Origin of the sequence: Actinobacillus lignieresii, from assembly GCF_900444945.1 — a bacterium.
Taxonomy (GTDB): domain Bacteria; phylum Pseudomonadota; class Gammaproteobacteria; order Enterobacterales; family Pasteurellaceae; genus Actinobacillus; species Actinobacillus lignieresii.
The window spans coordinates 1-24,911 of record NZ_UFRM01000001.1 but is presented as its reverse complement, the minus strand read 5'-3'; the positions used below and the strand labels follow the sequence as shown (position 1 = coordinate 24,911).

Sequence of the window (24,911 nt, the reverse complement as noted above, 5' to 3'; positions counted from 1 at the left end):
ATTATTTAGGTAAAGGACTAAAACCGACCGCCGCGCCATGTTCGTAGCGCAAATCGACATAAGCAAGTTTTTTTCCTTCCGGTACATCAATTTCAGGGAAAATCGTCACGAAGCGATCGATTTTAGGCGTCCATTCGCCACGACCTAATCTGAGTTCGACATTGTTCGACAAAGTTATCGTCCAAGAACCTCGATTATCTACGGAAACGGAAGATAAATCCAAATTACGCGCTTTTAAATCCGCTTTGATTTTACTCCACGCCTCTAAAACCACTTTACCTTCGGTATCAGGTCCGTACAGCATCGGGAATCCGGTTTTATCGATCCTATCCGGCGGTAAACTGAATACAATGCCTTGCTCGGATAAAAAATTCACGTCATTCCATACGGCAACAGGATTGTGTTCAATCAATGTGATACTTAAACGATCCGGATAAACTTTTCGAACCACGACGTCTCTCACCCAAGAAATCGCTAATAATTTTGCTTTAACGTCTTGAATATCTTGACCGAAATATCCTTTTAGAGCCGGTTTTTGCGATAAAGTTTCCCGGATATCCGCATTTGTCGTAAATCTTGTCTTATGAGTAAGTGCATAAGCCCGAATCGGGTTCCGATCCAGACTTTCCAACCAACTATGCCAATTACTATACACAAGAAACGCAAAGATTACGCATAATAACACAATCAACGGTTTAATTAATACTATCCGATTGAATGGATTTAGCGAAGATCTCACTTTTAGCGGTTTGAAACGGACGGACGCAGCCGTTTTTTTCCGTAACACAGAAACCATTAGGCACTTAACTCCAATACACGTTCGACTAATTTTTCAAACGGAATGCCGACCGTTGCCGCCGATTTAGGGAAAATACTATGGCTTGTCATACCCGGACAAGTATTCACTTCAACCAAATTGAAATTGCCGTTCGCATCTTCCATCACATCAATACGGCTCCAACCACGGCATCCGACCACCTCATACGCCGCTTTGACCAGTTCCGCTACTTCCGCCTGACGATCGTCACTTAACGCCGGTACGAGATATTGCGTATTATCCGAGATATATTTGGCGTGGTAATCATAAAACTCCCCTTCGGGAATGATTTGTACCGCCGGTAATACTTGACCGTCTAGCACCGGAACAGAATACTCCTTACCCGCCAAGAAAGCTTCTACTAAGACGATTGAATCGAATTTTAACGCTTCTTCCACCGCCGGCAATAATTGCTCAACCGTTTTTACTTTGGTTACGCCGACACTTGAACCTTCGCTTGAAGGTTTAACGAAAACCGGTAAACCTAATTTTGCAATAATTTGTTCGGAATCGACCGTTTCTCCGCGACGAATAACCACCATTTCTGCCGTTGGCAAGCCGACTGCTTGCCACATTAATTTGGTACGGAATTTATCTAAGGTCACCGCAGACGCCATTACCCCACAACCGGTATAAGGAATACCCATTTGCTCCAATGCGCCTTGTAACACACCGTTTTCACCGATACCGCCGTGTAAAATGTTGAAAACGCGTTGAATGCCTTTTTCTTTTAATTTTTCAATCGGGAAATCTTTGGTATCAAAACCTTCCACATTATAGCCAAGCGATTTTAACGCTTCGGTTACCGCTGCGCCCGAATTTAGCGATACTTCGCGTTCTTGAGAAACACCGCCGAATAACACCGCAATTTTTTCGTCTTTAATGCTCATCTTTTTATCCTTTCTTATTGTGGACACGAGGCCTCGTATCCCTACTGACCGATTGGAGATTCACAAGCGGTCAATTTTACAAAATTTTTTGCAAATCTTACCGCTTGTTAGGCTTTCCAGCTTTCCGCCAAGCCACGAGAAATGCGGCTTACACTACCGGCACCTTGTGCAAGAATTAAATCGCCGTCTTGGATAATTTGATCTAATACTTCACCGAGCTGATCGGTATCCGAAACCAAAATCGGATCCACTTTACCCAAATTACGGATTGAACGGCATAGCGCTTTACTATCCGCACCGACAATCGGCGCTTCGCCCGCCGCATACACTTCAAGCATAATTAACGCATCGACTTGCGATAACACTTGTACGAAATCATCAAATAAATCACGGGTACGCGAATAACGGTGCGGTTGGAAAATCATCACAACACGTTTGTTTTCCCAACCTGAGCGAGCCGCTTTAATCGTTACATCCACTTCGGTCGGGTGATGACCGTAGTCATCAACCAACATCACTTTACCGTTCGGACGAATAAATGAGCCTAATTGGTCAAAACGACGACCTGCACCTTGGAAATCGGCAAGTGCGGCTAAAATCGCTTCGTTGGCAATCCCTTCTTCTTTTGCGACCGCCAGTGCGGCTGTTGCATTCAGTGCATTGTGTTTACCCGGCACATTCAACAATACGTCAATACGCTCGCCGTTCGGACAAACCACAGTGTAATGACCTTGGAAACCGGTTTGTTGATAATCTTCGATACGGTAATCCGCTTTTTCACTAAAGCCGTAAGTTAATACTTGACGACCGACTTGCGGCGCAATTTCCATTACCGTTTCATCATCGGCACACATCACCGCTAAACCGTAGAACGGTAAGTTGCGTAGGAATTTTACGTAAGTCGCTTTCATCTGCTCGAAATCGCCGCCGTAAGTGTCCATATGATCCGGTTCGATATTAGTTACGACCGAAACCATCGGTTGTAAGTGTAAGAACGACGCATCACTTTCATCCGCTTCCGCAATTAAATAGCGACTGGCGCCCAAATGCGCATTTTTCCCCGCCGATTTAACCAAACCGCCGTTTACAAAAGTCGGGTCTAATTTCGCTTCGGTATAGATCATCGAAATCATTGCGGTAGTCGTTGTTTTACCATGCGTTCCCGCAACCGCAATACCGTGACGAAAACGCATAATTTCCGCCAACATTTGCGCACGCTGAATCACCGGAATACGCGCTTCTTTTGCCGCACGCACTTCCGGATTGCTGTCGTCAATCGCACTGGAAGCAACCACTACGCTTGCACCGGCAACATTCTCCGCTTGATGACCGATAAACACTTTCGCACCGGCTTCAGCTAAACGTTTAGTTACCGGACCTTCGGCAATATCCGAACCGGAAATTTGATAGCCTTCATTTAACAGCACTTCGGCAATACCGCTCATACCGGCACCGCCGATACCGATAAAATGGATCTGATTTACACGGCGCATTTCCGGCACTAATTTTTTAATTTTATCTTGGTAATTATTCATCTATTCTTTTCCTATCTTTGCTACGACTTTGCAAATACTTTTCTTCGTAGCAGTCTCATTATTTCGCCTGTTCAATAATCACTTCCGCCACACGTTGAGCGGCGGTTGGCGTTGCTTTCGCTCTGGCTTTTACCGCCATTTCGGTAAGTTTTCGGCGATCGGCAATTAACGGCTGAAGTGCGTTTAATAAAGTCTGCGGCGTAAAATCTTGTTGCTCGATAATGATTGCCGCACCGTCATCCGCCAAATAAGTCGCATTCAAATATTGTTGGCGGTCTTTATGTTGATACGGCACAAAAATTGCCGGTAAGCCTGCCGCGGCGATTTCGCAGACGGTCAAAGCTCCCGAACGGCAAATCACTAAGTCCGCCCAGCTATAAGCCTGCGCCATATCGTCAATAAATTCGGCGGCGATACCGTTGCCGGTCGCTTGATAAATTTCTTCTACCCCGCCGAGGTTACCTTTCCCTACTTGATGACTAATAAAAACATTGTTACCGAGTTGTTTCGCCACTTCAGGTACGGTTTGGTTAATCACTCTTGCGCCTTGGCTGCCGCCCATTACTAAAATATTGATCGGATAACCGCGTTCGGCAAAACGAATTTCTGGCGCTTCTAGCCGAGCGAGATCTTCACGCACCGGATTCCCCACCACTTCCGCATTTGGGAATGCGGTCGGGAATGCTTGTAACACACGGCGAGCGATTTTTGATAACCAAACATTAGTTAAACCGGCAACCGCATTTTGTTCATGTAAAATAACCGGCACACCGCACAATTTCGCAGCAATACCGCCCGGCCCGGACACATAACCGCCCATACCGAGTACCGCATCAGGCTGGTAATTTTTAATGATTTTACGCGCCTGCATAACCGCTTTAAAAATCGCAAACGGCGCTTTCAATAATGCTCCGATTCCCTTTCCTTTTAATCCGGAAATTTGAATAAACTCAATCGGAATACCGTGCTTCGGCACAAGGTCGGCTTCCATTCGATCTTTGGTACCTAACCAACGGATCTCCCAGCCTTGTTTTTGCAACTCGCGCGCTACGGCAATTGCCGGAAAGACATGACCGCCGGTTCCGCCTGCCATAACAAGAAGTTTTTTAGCCATTTTGATCTCTTTTACAAACTTTTGAGCGGAATCGACCGCTTGTGAAACTTTTTTTAGACAAATTGTTGTTATTGTACAGGAAATTGACAATTTACGGAAAAAGAAAGCGGTCAGTTTTTGCAAATTTTTTGCAAATTCCGACCGCTTGTTGATCTTAACTCTCTTTAATTTGAGCGTGTCCAACCAGTTCTAGGCGATTTTCATAGTCTATGCGTAAAAGTACCGCAATCGCGATCGACATAATCACTAAACTGGATCCGCCGTAACTTACGAGCGGGAAAGTCAAACCTTTGGTTGGCAATAAACCTGAGGCAACGCCTAAGTTCACAAAGCCTTGAATAAAAATCCAAATCGCAATACCGAAGGCGAAAAAGCCTCTGAAACGCGCTTCCAGTTTTAACGCGTCTCGACTGATTTTAAGTGCGCGTAACGATAACACCGATAATAAAATCACGATGGCGACAATCCCGATAAAACCGAATTCTTCACCGACTACCGCCATAACAAAGTCAGTATGCGCTTCGGGAAGGTATTCTAATTTTTGGATTGAGTTACCTAACCCCTGTCCCCAAAATTCGCCCTGACCGAATGCCATTTGTGAATTTGAAAGTTGGAAACCGTCCCCGTAAGCATCGGCGAACGGATCCATAAACGAGGTCACTCGTTTTAAACGATATTCTGACGTCAGTACCAAAAAGGCAAACAGTAAAATACCCGTTACCCCTAAAAATAGGAACTGCATTACTCTTGCGCCCATAATAAACAACATCGCAAAAGTGAGCATAAAGAGTACGAAGGTACTACCTAAATCCGGTTGTAACAGCAATAGGAAACCGAAAATGCTGAGAATTACCATAGGGCGAATAAAACTTAATCGCTTAGTTCGCATCTCATCGTATTTTCGTACGTAGAAGCTGGAAAAATAACAAATAATCGCTAATTTCGCCAATTCTGCCGGTTGGAAATTAATCGGTCCTAATGGGATCCAACGCACCGCACCGTTAATACTGCGTCCGAAAATCAATACGATAACCAAAAAAGCCAGCGATACGAGGAAAAACAGCACGTTTCGCTTTTCCCAGCTTTCGGTCGGAATTTGCACGATCGTGACAAAGGCAAACAATGCCGCCGCTAAATAGACGCCGTCACGCACCGCAAAATAAAACGGATCATTGTTTAAACGGGTACTGACCGGAATTGATGCCGAGGTAACCATAATGAAGCCGATAACCAGTAAGCCGAAAAACAGCCAAAGCAAAGTACGATCGTATAACGAATTCGCCGGTGTTAATCGAACCCATTTATCCCATTCTGTCTTCAATCTTTCTAACATATTAAGCGGTTACTTCCTGAGCTAATTTGACAAAAACCTGTCCACGTTCTTCAAAGTTCTTAAATTGATCGAGGCTTGCGCAAGCCGGTGACAATAACACCATATCGCCTTTTTTCAGTTGCGGGCGAATTTGCTCAATCGCTTGTTGCATAGTCTCCACCAATACGCTTTGGCTTGATAATGCGGCTAATTGCGCGCCGTCCTGACCGAAGCAATAACAAACAATATTCGGTTTATTAATAAGCGGTTTTAACTCGGAAAAATCAGCGGCTTTACCGTCACCGCCTAATAACAAATAAAGCGTTCCCGCTACTTGTAAGCCGTTGAGTGCCGCTACCGTACTGCCGACATTGGTTGCTTTTGAGTCGTTTACCCAACGCACGCCGTCATTGGTTTTAACCGCTTGGAAACGGTGATCCAAACCGCCGTACACTTGCAATGCTTTTACAATTCCTTCACGCGAAATGCCTGCCGCTTCGGCTAATGCCATCGCTGCCAGTGCATTCATTTCGTTATGACGACCCGAAATCAGCATTTCTTTGGTAGGGATAATCGCATCATCACCCGAATATAGAATGCCGTTGCGCATAGTATATTCGGCATTATGCTCTGCAAAACGAATCAATTTTTTAACCGCTTGCGTTTCAAGCGGATAAGTCAGGCTATCTTCACCGTTTACAATCACATTCTCGGCATTGTCATAAATACGCAATTTCGCTAAACGATATTCTTCCACCGAGTTATTGTAACGATCCATATGATCTTCACTGATATTTAAAATGGTCGCCGCCGCCGCTTTTAAAGAAGAAGTGGTTTCTAATTGGAAGCTGGACAATTCCAACACAAACAATTCATATTCATCGTTTAACAGACTTAATACCGGCACCCCGATATTGCCGCCCATACCGACTTTTATACCAGCTTGTTTCGCCATTTCGGCCACTAAGGTCGTGACCGTGCTTTTGCCGTTTGCACCGGTAATCGCAATAATCGGCGCTTTCGCCTCACGTACAAATAATTCGATATCGCCAACCACTTCCACACCGGCGTTGATCGCTTGTTGAATTTCCGGTGTAGCCAATGCAAGCCCCGGACTAATTACAATTAAATCGGAGGCTAACAGCCACTCGCTGTTTAAACCGCCGGTATGCAACGGCACATCCGCCGGAAGCTGATCAGCACCAGCCGGTTTTTCACGGGTATCAATTACTTGTACTTTTGCTTGCTTATCCGCAAAAAATTCGACACAAGATAAACCTGTTTTGCCTAAGCCGATAATGGTAACGACCTTATTTTTATATTGGTTTTGCATAATTGAATCTCTTTATAATAGGTAAAAATTTGGATAAATCGGACCGCTTGCAAGCGAAAAAGGTGGGACAAGCCCACCTAGAATTAACGAAGTTTTAATGTGACTAAACCGATTAACACCAGCATCAAGGTAATGATCCAGAATCGTACGATAACGCGAGGTTCCGGCCAACCTTTTAATTCGAAGTGATGATGAATCGGTGCCATACGGAAAATACGTTTTTGGCGAAGTTTGTATGAACCGACTTGTAAGATTACCGAGAGCGCTTCCACCACGAATACACCGCCCATAATCACGAGTAATAATTCTTGGCGAACCAATACCGCAATCGTACCTAACGCACCGCCTAATGAAAGTGAACCGACATCGCCCATAAATACTTGTGCCGGATAGGTGTTGTACCATAAGAAGCCTAAACCGGCACCGACAATCGCAGTACATAGAATCACTAATTCACCGGCATTCGGAACAAACGGAATATGTAAATATTGTGCAAAATTGAAGTTACCGGTCGCCCAGGCGATTAATGCAAAAGCCGATGCGACCATAATGGTCGGTACAATCGCTAAACCATCTAAACCGTCTGTTAGGTTTACCGCATTTGAAGTACCAACAATCACAAAGTAAGACAGAATGATAAAGAAAATACCGAGCTGTGGCATAAAGTCTTTAAAGAACGGTACGACTAACTGCGTTGCCGCCGTATCTTTACCGACCGCATAAATGCCGAATACCGCAATCAGCGCAATCACCGACAACCAGAAATATTTCCAACGCGCAATTAAACCGTCGGTATTTTTGCGTTTGATTTTCCAGTAATCATCGACAAAACCAACCGCACCGTAACCGAATAACACAAATAGCACAAACCAAATATAGCTGTTACGTAAATCCGCCCAAAGTAAGGTACTCACACCGATAGCGATTAAAATCATAATCCCACCCATAGTCGGCGTACCACGTTTTTTGAAGTGGCTTTCCGGGCCGTCATTACGTACTTCTTGACCGAATTTTAAGAGCTGTAAGCGACGAATCACTTCGGGACCAATCCATAAACCGATTCCCATTGCGGTAAGCAACGCCATAATCGCACGGAAAGTAATATAAGATACAACGTTAAATGCCGTATTGTATTGGACTAAATACTCAGCAAGCCAAACTAACATAACAAAACCCTTGTTAAATTATTTTAAGCAGGTAAATCACCCGCAAATTTTATTCATATTTAAATAGCGACGAGCAAACGCTCGCACCGCTATCTACCTTAACATTAAAAAGAAACGCCCAAAGAAAGGCATAAAGCGGAAATCAACGTTTCCATTTTTTGGCTGCGAGAGCCTTTTGCCAATAACACAAGCGGTTGTTTTTCCGCAATTTTTTGCGAAATAATCGGCAATAAGAAATCGTGCATCTCTTGTTTATCGGTAAAATGATGTGCCGTATCATGACTGATTACCGCACTTTGCTTACCGAAACTCACCACTAAATCTAAATTTGCCTCGCGTACGAAATCCGCCACTTGTTGGTGACAAGCCGCACTTTCGTCACCGAGTTCCGCCATATCGCCGACCGCAAAAATACGGAACGCCGGATAATTTTTTAACACCGCCACCGCTGATTTCATCGAATCGACATTGGCGTTATAGGTATCATCAATCAATAAACAATGCGGATTAACTTCAACCGGATACAAACGACCTTTCACTTGCGAACGTTGCTCCAATCCGGCTTTGACCGCATTTAAATCCGCACCGACCGCCATAGCGAGCGAAGTTGCTGCTAAAGCATTACTGACATTATGCGCGCCTAAATAAGGCAAATTAATTTCAATTTCGCCTTGCGGAGAATGTAGCGTGAAATGAGAACCGGATAAGCCTAATTCCACGTTTTCCGCCCAAAAATCTGCATACGAATCTTGATCCGAACCGGTGTAGCTGAAGGATTGTAGCTCATGCTCACCGATTTCTTTTTGCCATTGCGGATAATAAAAGGCTTGATTCACAATCGCTTTACCGCCGGCTTTTAAGCCTCGATAAATTTCGCCTTTTGCTTGCGCTACACCTTCGAGTGAGCCGAAACCTTCTAAATGCGCCGCGGCAACGTTATTCACTAAACAAGCGTCCGGTTGAGTGATTGCTGTGGTATAAGCGATTTCGCCGATATGGTTTGCCCCGAGTTCCACCACCGCAAATTTATGTTGCGGCGTTAAACGTAACAAGGTCATCGGCACACCGAGGTCGTTATTTAGGTTGCCAAAGGTATAAAGCACTTCATCTTCACAAGCGGTCATTTTTTGCAAAATTTTTGCCGTCATTTCTTTTACGGTGGTTTTGCCTGAAGAACCGGTCATCGCCACGGTTTTCGGATTAAGTTTCGCTTTTAACCATTTGGCTAACTCGCCTAACGCAAGGCGTGTATCTTTCACCACAATTTGCGGTACGGAAATCTCACATTCACGCTCAACCACTACTGCCACACTGCCTTGTTCCACCGCATTAGCTAAGTAATGATGCGCATCAAAATTCGCACCTTTTAATGCAAAAAACAGTCCGTTTTCGACCGCTTGTCGGGTATCGGTACTGGTGGTTTCCACCACCACATTGCCATCACCAATCAACTGCGCATTAAGAATGCCGGCAATTTCATTTGTTGTTAGTTTTATCATTGAATATCTATCTTCAGTCTATTTATTGCATTCCCCCTATTTTCCTCCGAAGCGGTTGCGTAAACTTTTGAGGACAATTTTTCGTGTCAAGCGAGTTTGAAAAATTCGTCCCAAAAGTTAGCAATAAACAGAGGAAAAAGGAAAATCTGGGGTCGCCTTTCTTTGGTTACTTTCTTTGGCGAAGCAAAGAAAGTGACAAGTTACAGGTATTTAGCCGCTGTCTCCTGATCCGAAAAATGATGCTTAGTCGTGCCGATAATCTGGTAGTCCTCATGCCCTTTACCGGCAATTAAAATCACATCTTTTCCATTCGCTTGTTCAATTGCGGTTTTAATTGCTTGTTCACGATCGTGGATTACTTGTACTTTCTCCACTTGAACGAAACCTTTGAGAATATCCGCCATAATTTTGGCATTATCTTCGGTTCTCGGGTTGTCATCAGTCGCAATCACTTTATCCGCAAGTTCTTCGGCAATCGCCGCCATCATCGGGCGTTTACCCGCATCACGATCACCACCGCAACCGAAAATACAATAAAGCTCGCCTTCGGTATGCAATCGTGCCGCTTGCAAGGCTTTTTCCAACGCATCCGGCGTATGAGCGTAATCGACTAATACAAGCGGCCTATTTTGCGGATTTTTTTGCGAAACGACACATTCCATACGTCCCGCAACCCCTTGCAGAAGCGGTGCAGTTTCAATTAATTTTTGTAAATCGTGACCAAGCACTAATAAGCCGGCTAATGCTGTGAGTAAATTATTGACGTTAAATGCACCGATTAAACGGCTATCCAACTCGCCGTTGCCCCAACTTGATTCAAACGCAATTTTTACACCTTGTAAGCTAAAGCTCACATCGGTCGCTTTAACGAATTTATGCTCGCTACTAAAGCTCGCATCGGTACTGACGGCAACCGCATTCGGCAATTTTGCCAACCATTCACGCCCGACTTCATCATCAGCGTTTAATACTTGTGCTTTGGTATCTAATTCGCTAAACAAACGGAATTTTGCTTGTGCATATTCTTCCATTGTCTTGTGGTAATCGAGATGATCACGGCTTAAATTAGTGAACACCGCTAAATCATAGCTTAACGCTTCCGCACGATATTGAGCCAAGCCGTGCGAAGACACTTCCATCGCACAAAAATCAGCGCCCATTTCCACAAAGCTAGCTAAATTACGCTGTACTTCAATCGCCGAACCGGTGGTATTTGCCGCTTCTTGTACTTTGCCGTATAAACCGTTACCGATCGTCCCCATTACCGCCGATTTTCCGCCTAATAGATTGTGCCATTGGGCAAGTAATTGAGCGCTTGTGGTCTTGCCGTTCGTGCCGGTTACACCTACGAGAGTGAGTTTTTCAGACGGATTGGCATAAAACGCACCGGCAATTTCCGACAAAATACGCGCCAAATTCGGCACTGAAACCACCTTACAAGCGGTACGATCTAAGTTATATTTTGCAAATTTCGCATCTAACTCAATTTCGTCCTGCCCTTCGTCCGCTTCCGCCAAGACTAAAGCTGCGCCTTGCTCAATCGCTTTTTGAATAAATCGGCGACCATCCACTTGATGCCCTTTTAACGCCACAAACAGATCGCCTTCATCAACTTGGCGAGAATCCAACGTCATTTGCTTAAGCGGTTTTAATTCCGTCACCCAAGCATCAAGTTCGGTGAGAAAGGGAAGTAAACGTTTCATATTGTTACCTAATTTATTCTGTTCTAATTTACTTTTTGTTCTAATTTAATTTCTCGTACGGCACTTTCGGTGTCGGTGAGGTTATCCGGTTTGATATTTCTCGTTTTCAGGGTATAGCCCATAATACTCGAGAATAACGGCGCGGAAACCGAACCGCCGTAGTATTGTCCGGCTTTCGGTTCGTTAATCAACACAACCAAGGCAAAGCGGGGATCGCTTGCCGGCGCAACACCTGCGGTATAGGCAATATATTTTTCGACGTATTGCCCTTTTTCAAGTTTACGAGCCGTACCGGTTTTCACCGCCACACGATAACCTTCCACCATCGCTTTCTGACCGCCTTCGCCTTTTTGCGCCACACTTTCCATCATATGCACTACGTCACGAGTAATTTTTTCCGGTAATACTCGTTCGCCGATAACCGGCGGATCCACTTTGGTAATCGAAAGCGGTCGATAAATACCGAAACTTCCCAAGGTCGCATAAGCTCGCGCAAGCTGTAACGGTGTAATATTTAAACCGTAACCGTACGCCATGGTTGCTCGTTCAATATCCGACCAACGTTTACGATCGCCGTTCGTCCCTTTTTGTTCGCCCAAGCCTAAACCGGTATCTTTACCGAAACCGACCTTGCTATAGGTATCGACCAGTGCGGTGGACGGCATACGTAACGCCAAACGGCTCACCCCGATATTACTCGATTTCTGTAAGATACCGGTCAGCGATAAACTTTCACGCGGCGCAACGTCTTTAATCGTATGCCCGTTTACCACAAACGGACGCGTATTAATCACTTCGTCGCGATAAGTCGCCCCGTTTTGCAATGCGGTTAAAACCACTAACGGCTTAACCGTCGAACCAGGCTCGAAAGTATCGGTAATCGCTCGGTTACGCATTAATTCCGGCTTAAAGCTGTCCCGTTTGTTCGGGTTAAACGAAGGCGCATTCGCCATCGCCAAAATTTCGCCGGTTTGCACATCAACTAACACCGCCGTGCCGGATTCGGCATTATTGGCAATAACCGCCTCTTTAATTTTTTTATACACTTCGGATTGTAATTCTTCATCAATACTCAACATAACGTCTTGCGGATCGTATTGTTTTTCATCGCGAATATTTTCAATCACATTACCGCGCGCATCTTTACGAATCACTTGGCGACCGTTTTTACCGATTAATAAAGAATCGAAACTACGCTCTAAACCTTCCGTACCGTGTACGTCATCAATATCGGTAAAACCGATTAATTGCGAAGCTTCTTCCGCCAGCGGATAAAAACGGCGTGATTCGGCTTTCAATACCATACCGTCGATTTTCAGTTCTTGCGCATAATTGGCGATACTCTCCGGCTCGTGGCGTGCGATGTAGATAAAACGCTGGCGCGCCGCTTTATATAAACGCGCCATCAGGTCGTTATATTTTTCGCCGGTTGCTTTGGCAATCGCTTCAAGTTTAGAACGTTCGAGTTGCGAGGCGGAAATTTCCTGCATTAAGAATGCGGAACTCGGATTATTTCTCACCGATTGGATTAACGTATTGTAATCCAGCCCGGTCGATTGCGCTAAAAGCGTCCAGTAATCTTCACTTTTCGTGTTAAGGATGGAACGAGGATCAAAGGCTACTTTTTCTTTCGAGATGTTCTTTTTCTCAATGAAATCATTAACGCTTTTTTCGATTTTACTTTTGGATGCACCCATTTCCATCGCAAGCAGCTTCCAACGTTCCGGCGTACGGCGCAATTTGCTGTCGAAATATTCGCGAGGGTCAAGCGTTAGAGAGTACATCGGTACACTGATGGATAAGAATCGACCGTTACGATCAAGAATACGTCCTCGGGTAAAAGGCAGCTCTTTAGTACGCAACGAACGGTTATTCGCTTCATTGATAAGACGTTCGGAATCAAATAATTGAATATGTGCGGCTTTAGCAATCAGCATCGCCGCCATTACGAAAATGAGAGCGCCGACGATACCGAAACGAATCGGGAGGTAACTCGGCTCATTTTTCGTAGCGGTTTGCTTTTTTGTCTCTATAACCAGCTCTATTACCGCAGGTTTACGCTTTAATTTAACTGACTTTGCCATGCTTTATTCAACCAAAATAACTTCTTGCTCTTTTTTAATCGACTGTAAACCGAAACTTGCCGCCGCCGCTTCTACTCGAGATTTCTGGCTTTTCGCATTTTCTTCTAATTGTAAGTGAATATATTGATTTTCAAGTTTACGTTGCGCTTGTACGAGCTTCCCTTGTTCCGCCGTCAATAAACGGGTTTGATGGGTAATCCAAATCGTACCGATTGCGGTTACCACTACTGCGATAATCAATAGTAAAGCGACCTTATTATGTCCGGTTAAATCGTCCAAAATAATTTGATGGAGCGGATAACGTTCATTACTTGCCATTCGCTAAATCCTCTATCTTTTTTCCGCAATACGTAATACGGCACTACGTGAGCGAGGGTTTGCTTCGATTTCCGCCTCACTCGGCATAATCGCTTTACCGATGGTTTTGAGCGGAATATTTTTATTTAATTCCGCCTCCAAAATAGGTAAACCTTTCGGCACGTCCATGCCCTTACTGTTTTTCTTCATAAATTGTTTAACCATTCGATCTTCTAACGAATGGAAACTGATAATCGATAAACGTCCTTCCGGCGCCAATACGCTTAATGCCGACTGTAACGCTTTCTCCAGCTCGTCCAACTCGCTGTTAATAAAGATACGGATAGCCTGAAACGAACGGGTTGCCGGATGTTTATGCTTATCTTTGAAAGGCACGGCATCAGCAATAATTTGCGCTAATTGAAGCGTACGAGAAATTTTTTCCGTTGCAGATTTATTGTAAGAAACGACCGCTTGTGCAATGCGTTTGGCAAAACGTTCTTCACCGAAGGTTTTTAGCACCCACGCCAAATCGTCCGCTGAAACTTGTGCCAACCATTCGGCAGCCGATAAACCTTTAGTGGTATCCATACGCATATCAAGCGGCCCGTCACGCATAAAACTGAAGCCGCGTTCCGAATCATCAAGCTGCGGCGAAGAAACGCCGAGATCAAGCAAAATACCGTCAATTTTGCCGGTTAAGCCTAATTGTTCGCATACTTCGGGAATTGCAGAAAAAGCGGTATGTACAATTTGAAAACGAGCATCATTAATCGTATTCGCTTCGGCAATTGCACGTGGGTCACGATCCGTCGCAATTAAGCGACCTTGTTCGGAAAGTTTTGAGAGAATGAGTCGAGAATGACCGCCTCGTCCGAAAGTACCGTCTATGTAAATACCGTTCGGCTTAATCGCCAAACCGTCAACGGCTTCATGCAGCAATACGGTAATATGCTTATGGACTGTGTCGTTCATTATTTTTCCAACTCACTTATTTATCTTATAAAGAAAGGTTTTTTAAGGCTTCGCAATTCAGCATTTCCGCCGAACCGCCCAAGGCAAGATCTTCCGCAATTTGTGATTGCCACTGTTTATCTTGCCAAATTTCAAATTTATTTAATTGCCCGACCAACATAATTTGTTGCTCGAGCTGTGCGTGCTGTCTGAGTGTGGGGCTAAGTAAAATTCTGCCCGCAGCATCCATTTCACATTCGGTTGCAAAACCTTGCATTACGCGCTGAATACGGCGCTGCATCGGATCAAAATTGGAAAGCGCAAGTAGTTTTTGTTCCACCGTTTCCCATTCATGTAACGGATAAAGCAATAAACACGGCTGGCGAATATCAACGGTGCAAACCAAAACGCCCTCGTGTTGTTCACGCAATTCGGCACGATAACGAGTCGGAATAGCGATCCGTCCTTTATTATCGATACTGATTGAAGTTACGCCGCGAAACATTTTGCCAACCTAGCCAAGCTTATTGATACATTTAAAAGATTCGTTAATTTAGGGAAAGTTCCTAAAAATTCCACAAAACACCACTTTTTCCCACTTAAGAGATCAAATTTTATAGATTAGTTGTTAATCGGGCAAGCTGTTTTAGCGTTTTGTTTGGTAAAGATCATAACCAAAAAAATAAGCGGTTCGATTTTGCAAAAATTTCACAAAATCGAACCGCTTGCTTAACACTCGATTACATCATATTTGAACGTTGCTTATGCAGTAACTTGGCGATCACGTTTTCTACGGAAAGTTCCACTTGCTCGCCTAAACGTTGCGTGAGGTTTTTCTTCTGTTTAAATTTCAATTCGATCACCTCTTTTTCTTTGATCGCATTAAGCAATAAATCATCGCTGGTATTGATTTCATCAACCAAGTCGAGTGCCAACGCCTGTTTACCGAACCAATGCTCGCCGGTGGCGATTTTTTCAATATCCAATTGCGGGCGGTTCTGCGCTACGAATTGTTTAAATAATTGGTGAGTTTCTTCCAATTCTTGTTGGAATTTTTGTTTGCCTTTCTCGGTATTCTCGCCGACTAAGGTTACCGTGCGTTTATATTCGCCAGCGGTCATCACGTCCACATCAATTTCGTGTTTTTTCAGTAAACGGTGAATATTCGGCACTTGAGCCACCACACCGACCGAGCCGATAATGGCAAACGGTGCGGATACGATTTTATTCGCTACGCACGCCATCATATAACCGCCGCTTGCCGCCACTTTATCGACCGCCACCGTCAGCGGGATATTATGATCACGCAAACGCTGTAATTGTGAAGCCGCCAAACCGTAACCGTGTACCACGCCGCCCGGACTTTCCAATCTTAATAACACTTCATCTTCTTTATTCGCTAAAGAAATAACCGCATCAATTTCACGTCGTAGAGAACTCACTGCATGCGCTTGAACGTCTCCGATAAAATTAAGTACAAACAAGCGCGGCTTTTGCACTTCCTCCGAATGCTCTCCGGCTTCTTTCAGACGTTTTTTCTCCGCCTTCGCTTTCTCTTTCGCCGCTTTTTTCTCCGCTTTTTCCGCTTGTTTTTGTGCTTCTTCACTCAAGAAAAAATTCGCTAAAGACTTTTGTTGCTCCTGATATTTTTCAGTCAGATTCGTAATCGAAATCGCACCGCTTTCAGGCTGTTTTCTAGCTTCCAAAATCAGCATCACTACCACCGCAACAATGCCGAACAACGTCAGTAATTCCAATAAGAAAATACCGTAATTAAGTAGAATTTCTTTCCACATTCCGTAAGGTTCCTTTTGTAAAAATAAAATTAATTTTGACCGCTTGTGTCCGCTTCCAATACATCGACAACCGCTTGAGCGGCTTGAGCGTCCGCATCACATTGGATCAGTTTATGTAGCTCAGTAAAACGCTGTTTTAATTCGTTTCGCTGTTTTATATGGTCTGCATCGTCCGCCAAATAATTACCCAAATACCAAGCTAAATTTTCTGGATTACATTCGTCTTGAATCAATTCGGGAACGAGCATTTCATCCGCTAATAAATTCGGTAGGGAAATATATTTGGTTTTTACCAAACGTTTTGCCAGCCAGTAAGTCGTCGCTTTCATTTTATAACCGACTACCATCGGTGATTTGCATAACATTCCCTCTAATGCCGCCGTACCGGAAGCAAGTAATGTCGCTTCCGCCGCAATCATCGCTTGGCGGGCATTACCTTTTAGAATATGCACATCCAACTCGGGGGCAACTTGCGCTTTAATTTGCTCGAATTGAGCGATTCGTTTGTCATTTACCAACGGTACTAAAAATTGTAAGTCCGGATATTTTTGCTTCAGAATCTGCGCCGCTTTTAAGAAAGGCTCCGCTAAAAAGCCGACTTCGCTCGCCCGACTGCCGACTAAAATCGCCAAGTAACGTTGTGCTTCGTCCAAATTTAAACCGACACAGGCTTCCGCACGATTCGGCTTAAGCGCAATCGTATCCGCCATCGTATGTCCGATAAAACGACAAGGCACATTAAAGCGATCATAAAACGCTTTTTCAAACGGTAAAAAAGCCAACACTAAGTTGGTTGCCCGTGCGATTTTATGTACTCGATTTTGTCGCCACGCCCACACCGACGGACTGACATAATGAATGGTTTTAATTCCGCTCGCTTTGAGTTTTTCTTCAACGGTTAAATTAAAATCCGGCGCATCAATACCGATAAAAATATCCGGCTTTTCCGCCAGCATTGTTTCAATCACTTGTTTACGACGCTTAAGCAAACGAGGCAAATGTTTGACCACTTCCGCCAATCCCATGACCGCCAGTTCTTCCATATCGAAGAGCGTTTCACAACCGGCTTGTATCATTCGAGGGCCTGCAACTCCGATAAAACGGGCGTTGGGATAGTGTAATTTCAATGCATTAATCAGTCCCGCACCGAGAATATCGCCTGAAATTTCACCGGCGACAAGCGCAATTAAAGGTGCTTCTTTTTCTACCATAATTTAACTCTCATACGTTATTCGTTACTTTTTATTATAGGCGGATTATAACTAATCACAATATAAACTAATAAAATCAGATTGATTGAAAACCTTATGCAAAGTAAACTATAAATTCAGATTTATATTTCATTTGGAGTGAAAATGAAAAAAACAGCATTAGCCCTTTTAGCGTCTGCTTTTGTGGCAAACTCAGCATCAGCGGTTGAATTATTTAACTTAGATTCAACCGGCACTAAAGCGGAATTTATCGGTTCTGCACGTGTGAAATGGACAAGTACTTCAACTAAAGATACTTACCAAAACGGTTCGGCGGTTCGTAATCACGTAAATAAACCGGTACAAAATAACGGTTCACGTTTCGGTTTCCGCTTAACTCAACAACTCGGCAGCGGTGTTTACGCTTTAGGCCGTGTCGAATGGCGTTTACGCGGTGCCGATGAGCGTGGCGTGTCAAGTTCTCAACACGATTTTGATCATATTTATGCTCATCAACTTTACGCCGGTTTCGGTCATAAGCAATACGGTGAAGTGACTTACGGTAACCAAACGGTAATTACCGATGAAGTAAAACAAACCGATATCCCAAATACTTTAAGTTTATCGGACGGTTTATTAGTTTCCAGCGCACGCCGTTCAGTACAATATGTGTATAAAGGTATTGAAGGCTTAAAAGTCGGTGCATACTACGGCGGTCATAACCAACGCTCAAATACGAATATGGATTTAAGCCAAGATCGTAAAGACGTATGGGGTTTCGGTTCAATTTATAACCATAAATTTGACGACGTACAAAGCGTACAAGTGGCGACCGGTTTCTCTCGCGAGCGTTTTGAGCGTATCGGTTCGGCACCGGCTTATGACCGTAATGCTTATTCGGTCGGTGCGGCATATACTTACGATAAAACCACATTCGGTGTCGATTTAGAACGCCGTAAAACCGAAAACCAATCTGTACAGGGCAACGAACGTACCGAAAAAGAAGTGCGTACCCTTGTGTACCATCGTTTAACCGATGATTGGCGTGCATACGGTATGTACGCTTATAAAACCAATAGACTTGAACGTGCAATCGGTCGAGATAATAACGAGAGAAAACACCAATTTATGGTGGGTACCGAATACTATTTACCAAAAGTGGTTGATCAGTTAAAAACCAAACTTTTTGTAGAATGGCAAGCGACTCGTACCAAACATCCGGAAGCTAAAGTAGCTCGCGGCGTGAACAAATCACGCGACTATACGACGGTTGTCGGTTTCCGTGCTTATTGGTAATTTGACATAGTAAACAACAAAGCCCAAGCATTGCTTGGGCCTTTTTATTGCAATAAATAAGCGGTCGAAATTTGCAATTTTTTTGTAAAATTCAACCGCTTGTTAGCCTTTAATTCAGCCGAATTATTTGGTTAATTGAACTAAAATACGGCGTACCGGCTCTGCCGCACCCCATAATAATTGGTCACCTACGGTAAATGCCGCAAGATATTCCGGACCCATCGCTAATTTACGTAAACGACCGACCGGAACGCTTAACGTACCGGTTACTTTCGCCGGTGTTAATTCACGTAAAGTAGTTTCTTTATCGTTTGGAATCACTTTCACCCATTCGTTATGCGCCGCAATAATTTGCTCGATTTCCGCTAACGGCAGATCTTTCTTAAGTTTGATCGTAAACGCTTGGCTATGGCAACGTAATGCACCGATACGCACACATAAACCGTCCACCGGAATCGGGTTATCGCTTAAACCTAAAATTTTGTTGGTTTCCGCATAACCTTTCCATTCTTCTTTGGTTTGACCGCTTTCTAATAATTTATCGATCCAAGGGATTAAGCTACCTGCAAGCGGCGCACCGAAGTTATCGGTCGGGAAGCTGTCTTCGCGCATTTTCGCCGTTACTTTGCGCTCAATCTCCAAAATAGATGATGCCGGATTCGCCAATTCCGCTTTTACGGAAGCTTCCAATTCGCCCATTTGTGAGAGTAACTCACGCATATTTTTCGCACCCGCACCTGAAGCCGCTTGGTAAGTTGCAACCGAAACCCATTCGACCAAATCTTTTTCAAATAAACCGCCGATTGCCATTAACATTAAACTTACGGTACAGTTACCGCCGACAAAAGTTTTAATGCCGTTTTTTAAACCTTCTGAGATGACGTGTTGGTTTACCGGATCCAATACGATAATCGCATCTTTTTCCATACGTAGTGTCGATGCGGCATCGATCCAGTAACCGTTCCAACCCGTTGCTTTTAATTTAGGATACACTTCGTTCGTGTAGTCACCGCCTTGGCAGGTTACGATAATATCTAATTTTTTTAATTCTTCGATATCAAAGGCATTCTTTAACTCGCCCGCATCTTTACCCGCAAAAACCGGCGCTTTTTGACCCGCTTGCGAGGTAGTGAAGAAAATCGGGTTAATGTTCGCAAAGTCGTTTTCTTGAACCATACGATCCATTAAAACCGAGCCAACCATACCGCGCCAACCGATAAAACCTACATTTTGCATTTTATGCTCCTAATTAAATTTACTAAGTTGTGTTTGAATTTATTTTGAGAAATAGAATCTGATAAATACAGGATTTTCTACTAAAATGCAATTAGTTTTAGACTATTTAAATAATATTATTTAAATTCTTTACTATAGTGTACAATACACACAGTCCATTAACCAAAATAAAAGGATGTTCTATGAAACTCACAAATCTAGCTCTCGCTTTTACATTATTCGGCGCATCGGCAGTTGCCTTTGCACATGCGGATCATGATCATAAAAAAGCGGATAACAGCGCAGTGGAAAAACTTGTCGTACAAGTACAACAACTTGATCCTGTAAAAGGAAACAAGGATGTCGGTACGGTAGAAATTACCGAATCTGCATACGGTTTAGTGTTTACTCCGCACTTACACGGTTTAGCTCAAGGTTTACACGGCTTCCATATTCACCAAAACCCAAGCTGTGAGCCGAAAGAAAAAGACGGTAAACTGGTTGCCGGTTTAGGCGCGGGCGGTCACTGGGATCCGAAAGATACCAAACAACACGGCTATCCGTGGTCGGACGATGCGCACTTAGGTGATTTACCGGCATTAACCATCGCACACGACGGTTCTGCAACCAATCCGGTTCTTGCTCCGCGTTTGAAAAAACTTGATGAAGTTAAAGGTCACTCTTTAATGATTCACGAAGGCGGCGATAACCACTCTGATCACCCGGCTCCATTAGGCGGTGGCGGTCCGCGTATGGCTTGCGGCGTCATCAAATAACATAATTAAATAAATTTAAACCGATGAAAAAAGGGATGTGTAACACATCCCTTTTTTATTTAGTCAGCATACCTTGTTGAACTTGGAACAGACTATCTTGTTCGCTCTCTTGCCATTGCATTTGATTTAACTGATCTTTGGTAATCGCCGTCACAAATACTTGCGAACCGCTTTCTCGTAAACGATGTGCTAACAGCTCTCGTTTAGTCGGATCCAACTCGGAAGCAAAATCATCGATCAGGAATAAACACTGACGTTCTTTTTGCGCCACTAAATATTCGCCTTGTGCCAAACGCAACGCACACATCAGTAATTTTAATTGCCCGCGAGAAAGTACGTCTTCCACCGGTAAACCGTTTGCCCGAAAACGAAAATCCGCCTTTTGCGGACCAATCATGGTATAGCCCATGGCTTTATCTCGCTCAAAACCTTGAGCAAGAATCTCGGCATAATCCGTCCCTTTCTCCCAGCCTTGATGGAAACTCACCCCTATTTCCAATTCAGGTAAGAAAAACTGACAGGTTTTCTCAATTTCCGGTCGTAACGCTTCCGCATAGTTCGCACGCATTTGGCTGACAATCTCCGCCAATTTCGCCAATTCAATATCCCACGGCTTTAATTCGGCATAACTACGAACTTGATGCAATGCGGCATTACGTTGCTTGAGTAAACGTTTTAAATTCGCCCAGTAACTATAAAATTCGGTATATTGATGGAATAGCCCCCAGTCTAAAAACGCTCGACGGAAAGTCGGCCCGCCGTTCAATAAGGTTAGCCCTTCCGGCGTAATGACTTGCATCGGCAGTAGATGCGCCAAATCAGAAATTTTATTACCGTCTTCGCCGTTAATTTTTAACAGCGTATCGCCCGAACGTTTTTTCTGAATTCCGACCGACCATTGATGTTGCCCTTCATCAATACGACCGTGTAACACAAAATCTTCCGCTTGATAGTGAATGATGCGATTACTGATATGGCTTTTAAATGACCGACCGTGCCCTAAGTAAAAAATTGCTTCCAACAGACTGGTTTTACCGCTGCCGTTATGCCCTACGATAAAATTAAAATTCGGACTGAGTTCAAGATCGAGAGATTGGAGATTTCGGAAATTATTGATAATTAATCTGGATAGGGGCATACATGGACTCTCTAAGATCGAGTGTTCTAAAGCAATTCTGATTGATACAATAATTCACAAATGACCGCTGATAAAATCGCTCTCACAAGCGGTCATTTTTATACCGTTTTTTGCAAAATTGGAATGTTGTTTTGTTCCCCTATTTTCCGCTGGAGCGATTGCGTAAACTTTTGAGGATAACTTTCCTTGTTTGAGCTTGCTTGCAAGCGAGTTTGGAAAGTTCGTCCCAAAAGTTAGCAATAAGCGGAAGAAAAAGGAAAATCTGGGGTCGCCTTTCTTTGGTTACTTTCTTTGGAGAAGCAAAGAAAGTGACATTCAAATTAAAGACGCATCGGCATAATCACATATTCGGCGGTGCTATTATCACAATCTTCAATTAAGCAGCTTGAACTTGCATCGACCAAATTGAAACGCACACGCTCACATTTTAAGGTGTTCAGCACGTCTAACAAATAACTCACGTTAAAGCCGACTTCCATTTCCGGGCTTTGATATGCCACGTCAATGATCTCTTCCGCTTCTTCTTGTTCCGGGTTATTTGCGGTAATTTTCAATAAATTTTCACTTAACGCTAAACGCACGCCGCGGAATTTTTCATTCGATAAAATTGCCGCACGCATTAATGCACGTTTTAACACTTCGGTTTCCGCTTCTAAAATACGATCCGCATTGCGTGGTAATACACGGCGATAGTCTGGGAAACGCCCGTCAATCAATTTAGAAGTAAACACTACGCCGTTCATTGATACACGTAAATTGCTAGTGCCGATTTCTAAACGTACCGTTTCATCACTCACGGCAACAAGACGAGATAATTCCAATACCGCTTTGCGAGGCACAATAACCGAATGGGTTAATAACTCTTGATTTAATGCCATGGTACAAACTGCTAGACGGTGTCCGTCCGTTGCTACGGTACGCAATAAATTGCCTTCGGTTTCAAACTTCATACCGTTTAAGAAATAACGCGCATCTTGGTTCGCCATTGAGAATTGGGTCGCATCAATCAAACGAGCAAGGGTGGATTGTTCAATCGAAAAATCTACTTCCGGCTTCCAATCCATTAAATTCGGATAATCGCTTGCCGGTAATGTGGCTAAATTAAATTTACTACGAGCCACTCTAACTAAAGCACGATCTTCTTCGAATTGCACCGAAATACTGCTATCTTCCGGCAAACTGCGACAAATATCGAGAAATTTTTTCGCAGGAATGGTAAATTTTCCGGTAAAATCGACCGCTTTTTCAAGGGTTGCTACTGTGGTTAATTCCACTTCTAAGTCCGTTCCGGTTAAGGATAAGCGGTCGCCTTCGATTTCAAGCAGAATATTATTAATCACAGGCAAAGTCGGGCGACTGCTTAATACGCCACAGACCTGTTGTAAAGGCTTAAGTAACTGTTCTCTGGTAATCGTAAATTGCATAAAAATCCCTTATCGCCTATGACGATAATTTTCTGGTTAAGTTGGTATAGTCTTCTTGAATACCGCTATCGGTATCACGTAATTCATTAATCGTTTTGCAAGCGTGCATCACGGTAGTGTGATCACGTCCGCCGAATTCTCGCCCGATTTCCGGTAAACTGTGATTGGTTAATTCTTTTGCCAATGCCATCGCCATTTGGCGAGGGCGAGCGACCGAACGGGTACGACTCTTTGACTTTAAGTCAGACATTTTAATGTTGTAATATTCGGCAACCGTTTTTTGAATATTTTCAATCGTAATTAAGTGATCATAAGACGCGATCAGATCTTTTAACGCTTCACGCACCGCATCAATCGTAATTTGACGCTTGGTAAAGTTACGCCACGCAATCACACGGTTTAACGCACCTTCTAATTCTCGTACATTGGTACGCAATTTTTGCCCGATGAAAAATGCCACTTCTTCCGGCAACTCTACCCCACGTTCTTCCGCTTTTTTCATCAGAATCGCCACGCGGGTTTCCAATTCAGGTGGTTCAATCGCGGTACTTACGCCCCAACTTAGTCGAGATTTAATGCGTTCTTCGATATTTTCAATATTTTTCGGGAAGTTATCCGAAGCCAAAATAATCTGTTTATTACGTTCGAATAACGAATTAAACGTGTGGAAAAACTCTTCTTGCGATGCTTCTTTATTGGCAAAGAATTGAATATCGTCAATCATCAGCACATCAAGCGAACGGTAGAATTTCTTAAAATTCTCAATCGTATTGCCTTTCAACGCTTTTACCATATCTTGCACAAAACGCTCGGAGTGAATATAGACCACTCTCGCTTGCGGGTTACGTTTTAGAATTTCATTACCGACCGCATGTAATAAGTGGGTTTTACCCAAACCGGTTCCGCCGTAAAGTGAAAATGGATTACAGTGGCTTTCGCCCGGATTGTCCGCCACCTGCTGGGCGACCGCTTTGGCTAATTGGTTGGATTTACCTTGTACGAAATTCTCAAAAGTAAGCGATTCGTTTAAACCCGTTCTGAAATTTTTATTGGTTTCTGGTACTTCTTCTTTTGAATTGCTGCTTGTCGTACTTGGAGAGACAGGTCTATGTTCCGCCGGTTTAATCCCGACGCGAATCGAAACCGCTAAATCGTTATTTTTCGATAAAAAACGGGCAAGATCGACGATCTCCGCCAAAAATTTATCTTTTACCCAATTTTCAACAAATTGGTTTTGAGCGTAAAGCGTGAGCTCCCCGTTTGCAAAACTTGCCTGCAAAGGGCGTAGCCAAGTGCTGTAATCAGTCGGCGATACTTTCGTTTGTAAATGATTAAGACAATCAGACCAAAGGGAAGACACGATTTGCTCCAA

21 protein-coding genes are annotated in these 24,911 nt (G+C 43.8%); 2 read left to right on the top strand and 19 right to left on the bottom strand.

All coding sequences use genetic code 11. From position 1 onward, the window contains the following. Position 1 precedes the first annotated feature (1 nt). The 15 genes from DY200_RS00110 to lpxB all read right to left on the bottom strand — a co-directional run bounded on the left by DY200_RS00110 (position 2) and on the right by lpxB (position 17,711). Positions 2 to 655 (bottom strand): cell division protein FtsQ/DivIB, encoded by a 654-nt coding sequence (locus DY200_RS00110; RefSeq protein ID WP_172539902.1) that lies wholly within the window; start codon positions 653 to 655, stop codon positions 2 to 4. A gap of 140 nt (positions 656 to 795) precedes the next feature. Further along, the gene (locus DY200_RS00105) at positions 796 to 1,707 is read right to left on the bottom strand and encodes a D-alanine--D-alanine ligase (protein WP_115586448.1); all 912 of its coding nucleotides are present in this window, start codon (positions 1,705 to 1,707) and stop codon (positions 796 to 798) included. 107 nt (positions 1,708 to 1,814) lie between these two features. Next, a complete protein-coding gene (murC, locus tag DY200_RS00100) occupies positions 1,815 to 3,242 on the bottom strand; it encodes a UDP-N-acetylmuramate--L-alanine ligase (protein ID WP_115586447.1) in 1,428 nt (475 codons plus the stop codon). A 58-nt stretch (positions 3,243 to 3,300) separates the two neighbouring features. Next, positions 3,301 to 4,356 carry an undecaprenyldiphospho-muramoylpentapeptide beta-N-acetylglucosaminyltransferase gene (gene murG, locus DY200_RS00095; RefSeq protein WP_115586446.1) on the bottom strand — a complete coding sequence of 352 codons (1,056 nt, stop codon included), beginning with the start codon at positions 4,354 to 4,356 and terminating at the stop codon, positions 3,301 to 3,303. A gap of 154 nt (positions 4,357 to 4,510) precedes the next feature. Further along, complete coding sequence (ftsW, locus tag DY200_RS00090; protein WP_005603027.1) at positions 4,511 to 5,689, bottom strand: putative lipid II flippase FtsW; 1,179 nt, start codon at positions 5,687 to 5,689, stop codon at positions 4,511 to 4,513. Between the two features lies 1 nt (position 5,690). Continuing rightward, on the bottom strand, positions 5,691 to 7,001 hold the full coding sequence (gene murD, locus DY200_RS00085; RefSeq protein ID WP_115586445.1) for a UDP-N-acetylmuramoyl-L-alanine--D-glutamate ligase: 1,311 nt from the start codon (positions 6,999 to 7,001) through the stop codon (positions 5,691 to 5,693). Positions 7,002 to 7,084: 83 nt separating this feature from the next. Further along, positions 7,085 to 8,167 (bottom strand): phospho-N-acetylmuramoyl-pentapeptide-transferase, encoded by a 1,083-nt coding sequence (gene mraY / locus DY200_RS00080; RefSeq protein WP_115586444.1) that lies wholly within the window; start codon positions 8,165 to 8,167, stop codon positions 7,085 to 7,087. 104 nt (positions 8,168 to 8,271) lie between these two features. Continuing rightward, the gene (murF, locus tag DY200_RS00075; RefSeq protein WP_115586443.1) at positions 8,272 to 9,666 is read right to left on the bottom strand and encodes a UDP-N-acetylmuramoyl-tripeptide--D-alanyl-D-alanine ligase; all 1,395 of its coding nucleotides are present in this window, start codon (positions 9,664 to 9,666) and stop codon (positions 8,272 to 8,274) included. A 200-nt stretch (positions 9,667 to 9,866) separates the two neighbouring features. Beyond that, a complete protein-coding gene (gene murE / locus DY200_RS00070) occupies positions 9,867 to 11,369 on the bottom strand; it encodes a UDP-N-acetylmuramoyl-L-alanyl-D-glutamate--2,6-diaminopimelate ligase (protein ID WP_115586442.1) in 1,503 nt (500 codons plus the stop codon). Positions 11,370 to 11,392: 23 nt separating this feature from the next. Next, positions 11,393 to 13,453 (bottom strand): penicillin-binding transpeptidase domain-containing protein, encoded by a 2,061-nt coding sequence (locus DY200_RS00065; protein ID WP_115586441.1) that lies wholly within the window; start codon positions 13,451 to 13,453, stop codon positions 11,393 to 11,395. 3 nt (positions 13,454 to 13,456) lie between these two features. After that, on the bottom strand, positions 13,457 to 13,771 hold the full coding sequence (gene ftsL / locus DY200_RS00060; RefSeq protein WP_115586440.1) for a cell division protein FtsL: 315 nt from the start codon (positions 13,769 to 13,771) through the stop codon (positions 13,457 to 13,459). A 12-nt stretch (positions 13,772 to 13,783) separates the two neighbouring features. Further along, positions 13,784 to 14,725 (bottom strand): 16S rRNA (cytosine(1402)-N(4))-methyltransferase RsmH, encoded by a 942-nt coding sequence (gene rsmH / locus DY200_RS00055; RefSeq protein WP_115586439.1) that lies wholly within the window; start codon positions 14,723 to 14,725, stop codon positions 13,784 to 13,786. 25 nt (positions 14,726 to 14,750) lie between these two features. Next, a complete protein-coding gene (gene mraZ, locus DY200_RS00050) occupies positions 14,751 to 15,209 on the bottom strand; it encodes a division/cell wall cluster transcriptional repressor MraZ (protein WP_005595596.1) in 459 nt (152 codons plus the stop codon). 235 nt (positions 15,210 to 15,444) lie between these two features. Continuing rightward, the gene (sohB, locus tag DY200_RS00045; protein WP_115586438.1) at positions 15,445 to 16,500 is read right to left on the bottom strand and encodes a protease SohB; all 1,056 of its coding nucleotides are present in this window, start codon (positions 16,498 to 16,500) and stop codon (positions 15,445 to 15,447) included. Positions 16,501 to 16,529: 29 nt separating this feature from the next. Beyond that, entirely contained in the window at positions 16,530 to 17,711 is a 1,182-nt protein-coding gene (gene lpxB / locus DY200_RS00040) for a lipid-A-disaccharide synthase (RefSeq protein ID WP_115586437.1), read from the bottom strand. A gap of 144 nt (positions 17,712 to 17,855) precedes the next feature. On the opposite strand from lpxB, the gene DY200_RS00035 reads away from it, so the two are divergent. Beyond that, positions 17,856 to 18,986, top strand: a complete 1,131-nt coding sequence (locus tag DY200_RS00035; protein WP_115586436.1) for a porin — start codon at positions 17,856 to 17,858, stop codon at positions 18,984 to 18,986. Positions 18,987 to 19,109: 123 nt separating this feature from the next. Here DY200_RS00035 and asd read toward each other — a convergent pair whose 3' ends face one another. Next, on the bottom strand, positions 19,110 to 20,222 hold the full coding sequence (asd, locus tag DY200_RS00030) for an aspartate-semialdehyde dehydrogenase (RefSeq protein WP_005603169.1): 1,113 nt from the start codon (positions 20,220 to 20,222) through the stop codon (positions 19,110 to 19,112). Between the two features lie 182 nt (positions 20,223 to 20,404). On the opposite strand from asd, the gene sodC reads away from it, so the two are divergent. Further along, entirely contained in the window at positions 20,405 to 20,977 is a 573-nt protein-coding gene (gene sodC, locus DY200_RS00025) for a superoxide dismutase family protein (RefSeq protein ID WP_115586435.1), read from the top strand. A gap of 55 nt (positions 20,978 to 21,032) precedes the next feature. Here the strand turns inward: sodC and recF are convergent, their stop codons facing one another. The 3 genes from recF to dnaA all read right to left on the bottom strand — a co-directional run. Next, complete coding sequence (recF, locus tag DY200_RS00020) at positions 21,033 to 22,115, bottom strand: DNA replication/repair protein RecF (protein ID WP_115586434.1); 1,083 nt, start codon at positions 22,113 to 22,115, stop codon at positions 21,033 to 21,035. 320 nt (positions 22,116 to 22,435) lie between these two features. Further along, positions 22,436 to 23,539, bottom strand: a complete 1,104-nt coding sequence (dnaN, locus tag DY200_RS00010; protein ID WP_115586432.1) for a DNA polymerase III subunit beta — start codon at positions 23,537 to 23,539, stop codon at positions 22,436 to 22,438. A 16-nt stretch (positions 23,540 to 23,555) separates the two neighbouring features. After that, a partial coding sequence (gene dnaA / locus DY200_RS00005; protein WP_425320814.1) for a chromosomal replication initiator protein DnaA occupies positions 23,556 to 24,911 on the bottom strand: 1,356 nt, incomplete at its 5' end.

Coding starts and splice junctions, on each gene's coding strand:
- murD (WP_115586445.1), bottom strand. CDS start 7,001: ATGCAAAACCAATATAAAAATAAGGTCGTTACCATTATCGGCTTAGGC.
- murC (WP_115586447.1), bottom strand. CDS start 3,242: ATGAATAATTACCAAGATAAAATTAAAAAATTAGTGCCGGAAATGCGC.
- ftsL (WP_115586440.1), bottom strand. CDS start 13,771: ATGGCAAGTAATGAACGTTATCCGCTCCATCAAATTATTTTGGACGAT.
- dnaN (WP_115586432.1), bottom strand. CDS start 23,539: ATGCAATTTACGATTACCAGAGAACAGTTACTTAAGCCTTTACAACAG.
- murF (WP_115586443.1), bottom strand. CDS start 9,666: ATGATAAAACTAACAACAAATGAAATTGCCGGCATTCTTAATGCGCAG.
- DY200_RS00065 (WP_115586441.1), bottom strand. CDS start 13,453: ATGGCAAAGTCAGTTAAATTAAAGCGTAAACCTGCGGTAATAGAGCTG.
- mraZ (WP_005595596.1), bottom strand. CDS start 15,209: ATGTTTCGCGGCGTAACTTCAATCAGTATCGATAATAAAGGACGGATC.
- sodC (WP_115586435.1), top strand. CDS start 20,405: ATGAAACTCACAAATCTAGCTCTCGCTTTTACATTATTCGGCGCATCG.
- DY200_RS00035 (WP_115586436.1), top strand. CDS start 17,856: ATGAAAAAAACAGCATTAGCCCTTTTAGCGTCTGCTTTTGTGGCAAAC.
- murG (WP_115586446.1), bottom strand. CDS start 4,356: ATGGCTAAAAAACTTCTTGTTATGGCAGGCGGAACCGGCGGTCATGTC.
- murE (WP_115586442.1), bottom strand. CDS start 11,369: ATGAAACGTTTACTTCCCTTTCTCACCGAACTTGATGCTTGGGTGACG.
- sohB (WP_115586438.1), bottom strand. CDS start 16,500: ATGTGGAAAGAAATTCTACTTAATTACGGTATTTTCTTATTGGAATTA.
- lpxB (WP_115586437.1), bottom strand. CDS start 17,711: ATGGTAGAAAAAGAAGCACCTTTAATTGCGCTTGTCGCCGGTGAAATT.
- DY200_RS00105 (WP_115586448.1), bottom strand. CDS start 1,707: ATGAGCATTAAAGACGAAAAAATTGCGGTGTTATTCGGCGGTGTTTCT.
- rsmH (WP_115586439.1), bottom strand. CDS start 14,725: ATGAACGACACAGTCCATAAGCATATTACCGTATTGCTGCATGAAGCC.
- ftsW (WP_005603027.1), bottom strand. CDS start 5,689: ATGTTAGAAAGATTGAAGACAGAATGGGATAAATGGGTTCGATTAACA.
- mraY (WP_115586444.1), bottom strand. CDS start 8,167: ATGTTAGTTTGGCTTGCTGAGTATTTAGTCCAATACAATACGGCATTT.
- recF (WP_115586434.1), bottom strand. CDS start 22,115: ATGCCCCTATCCAGATTAATTATCAATAATTTCCGAAATCTCCAATCT.
- asd (WP_005603169.1), bottom strand. CDS start 20,222: ATGCAAAATGTAGGTTTTATCGGTTGGCGCGGTATGGTTGGCTCGGTT.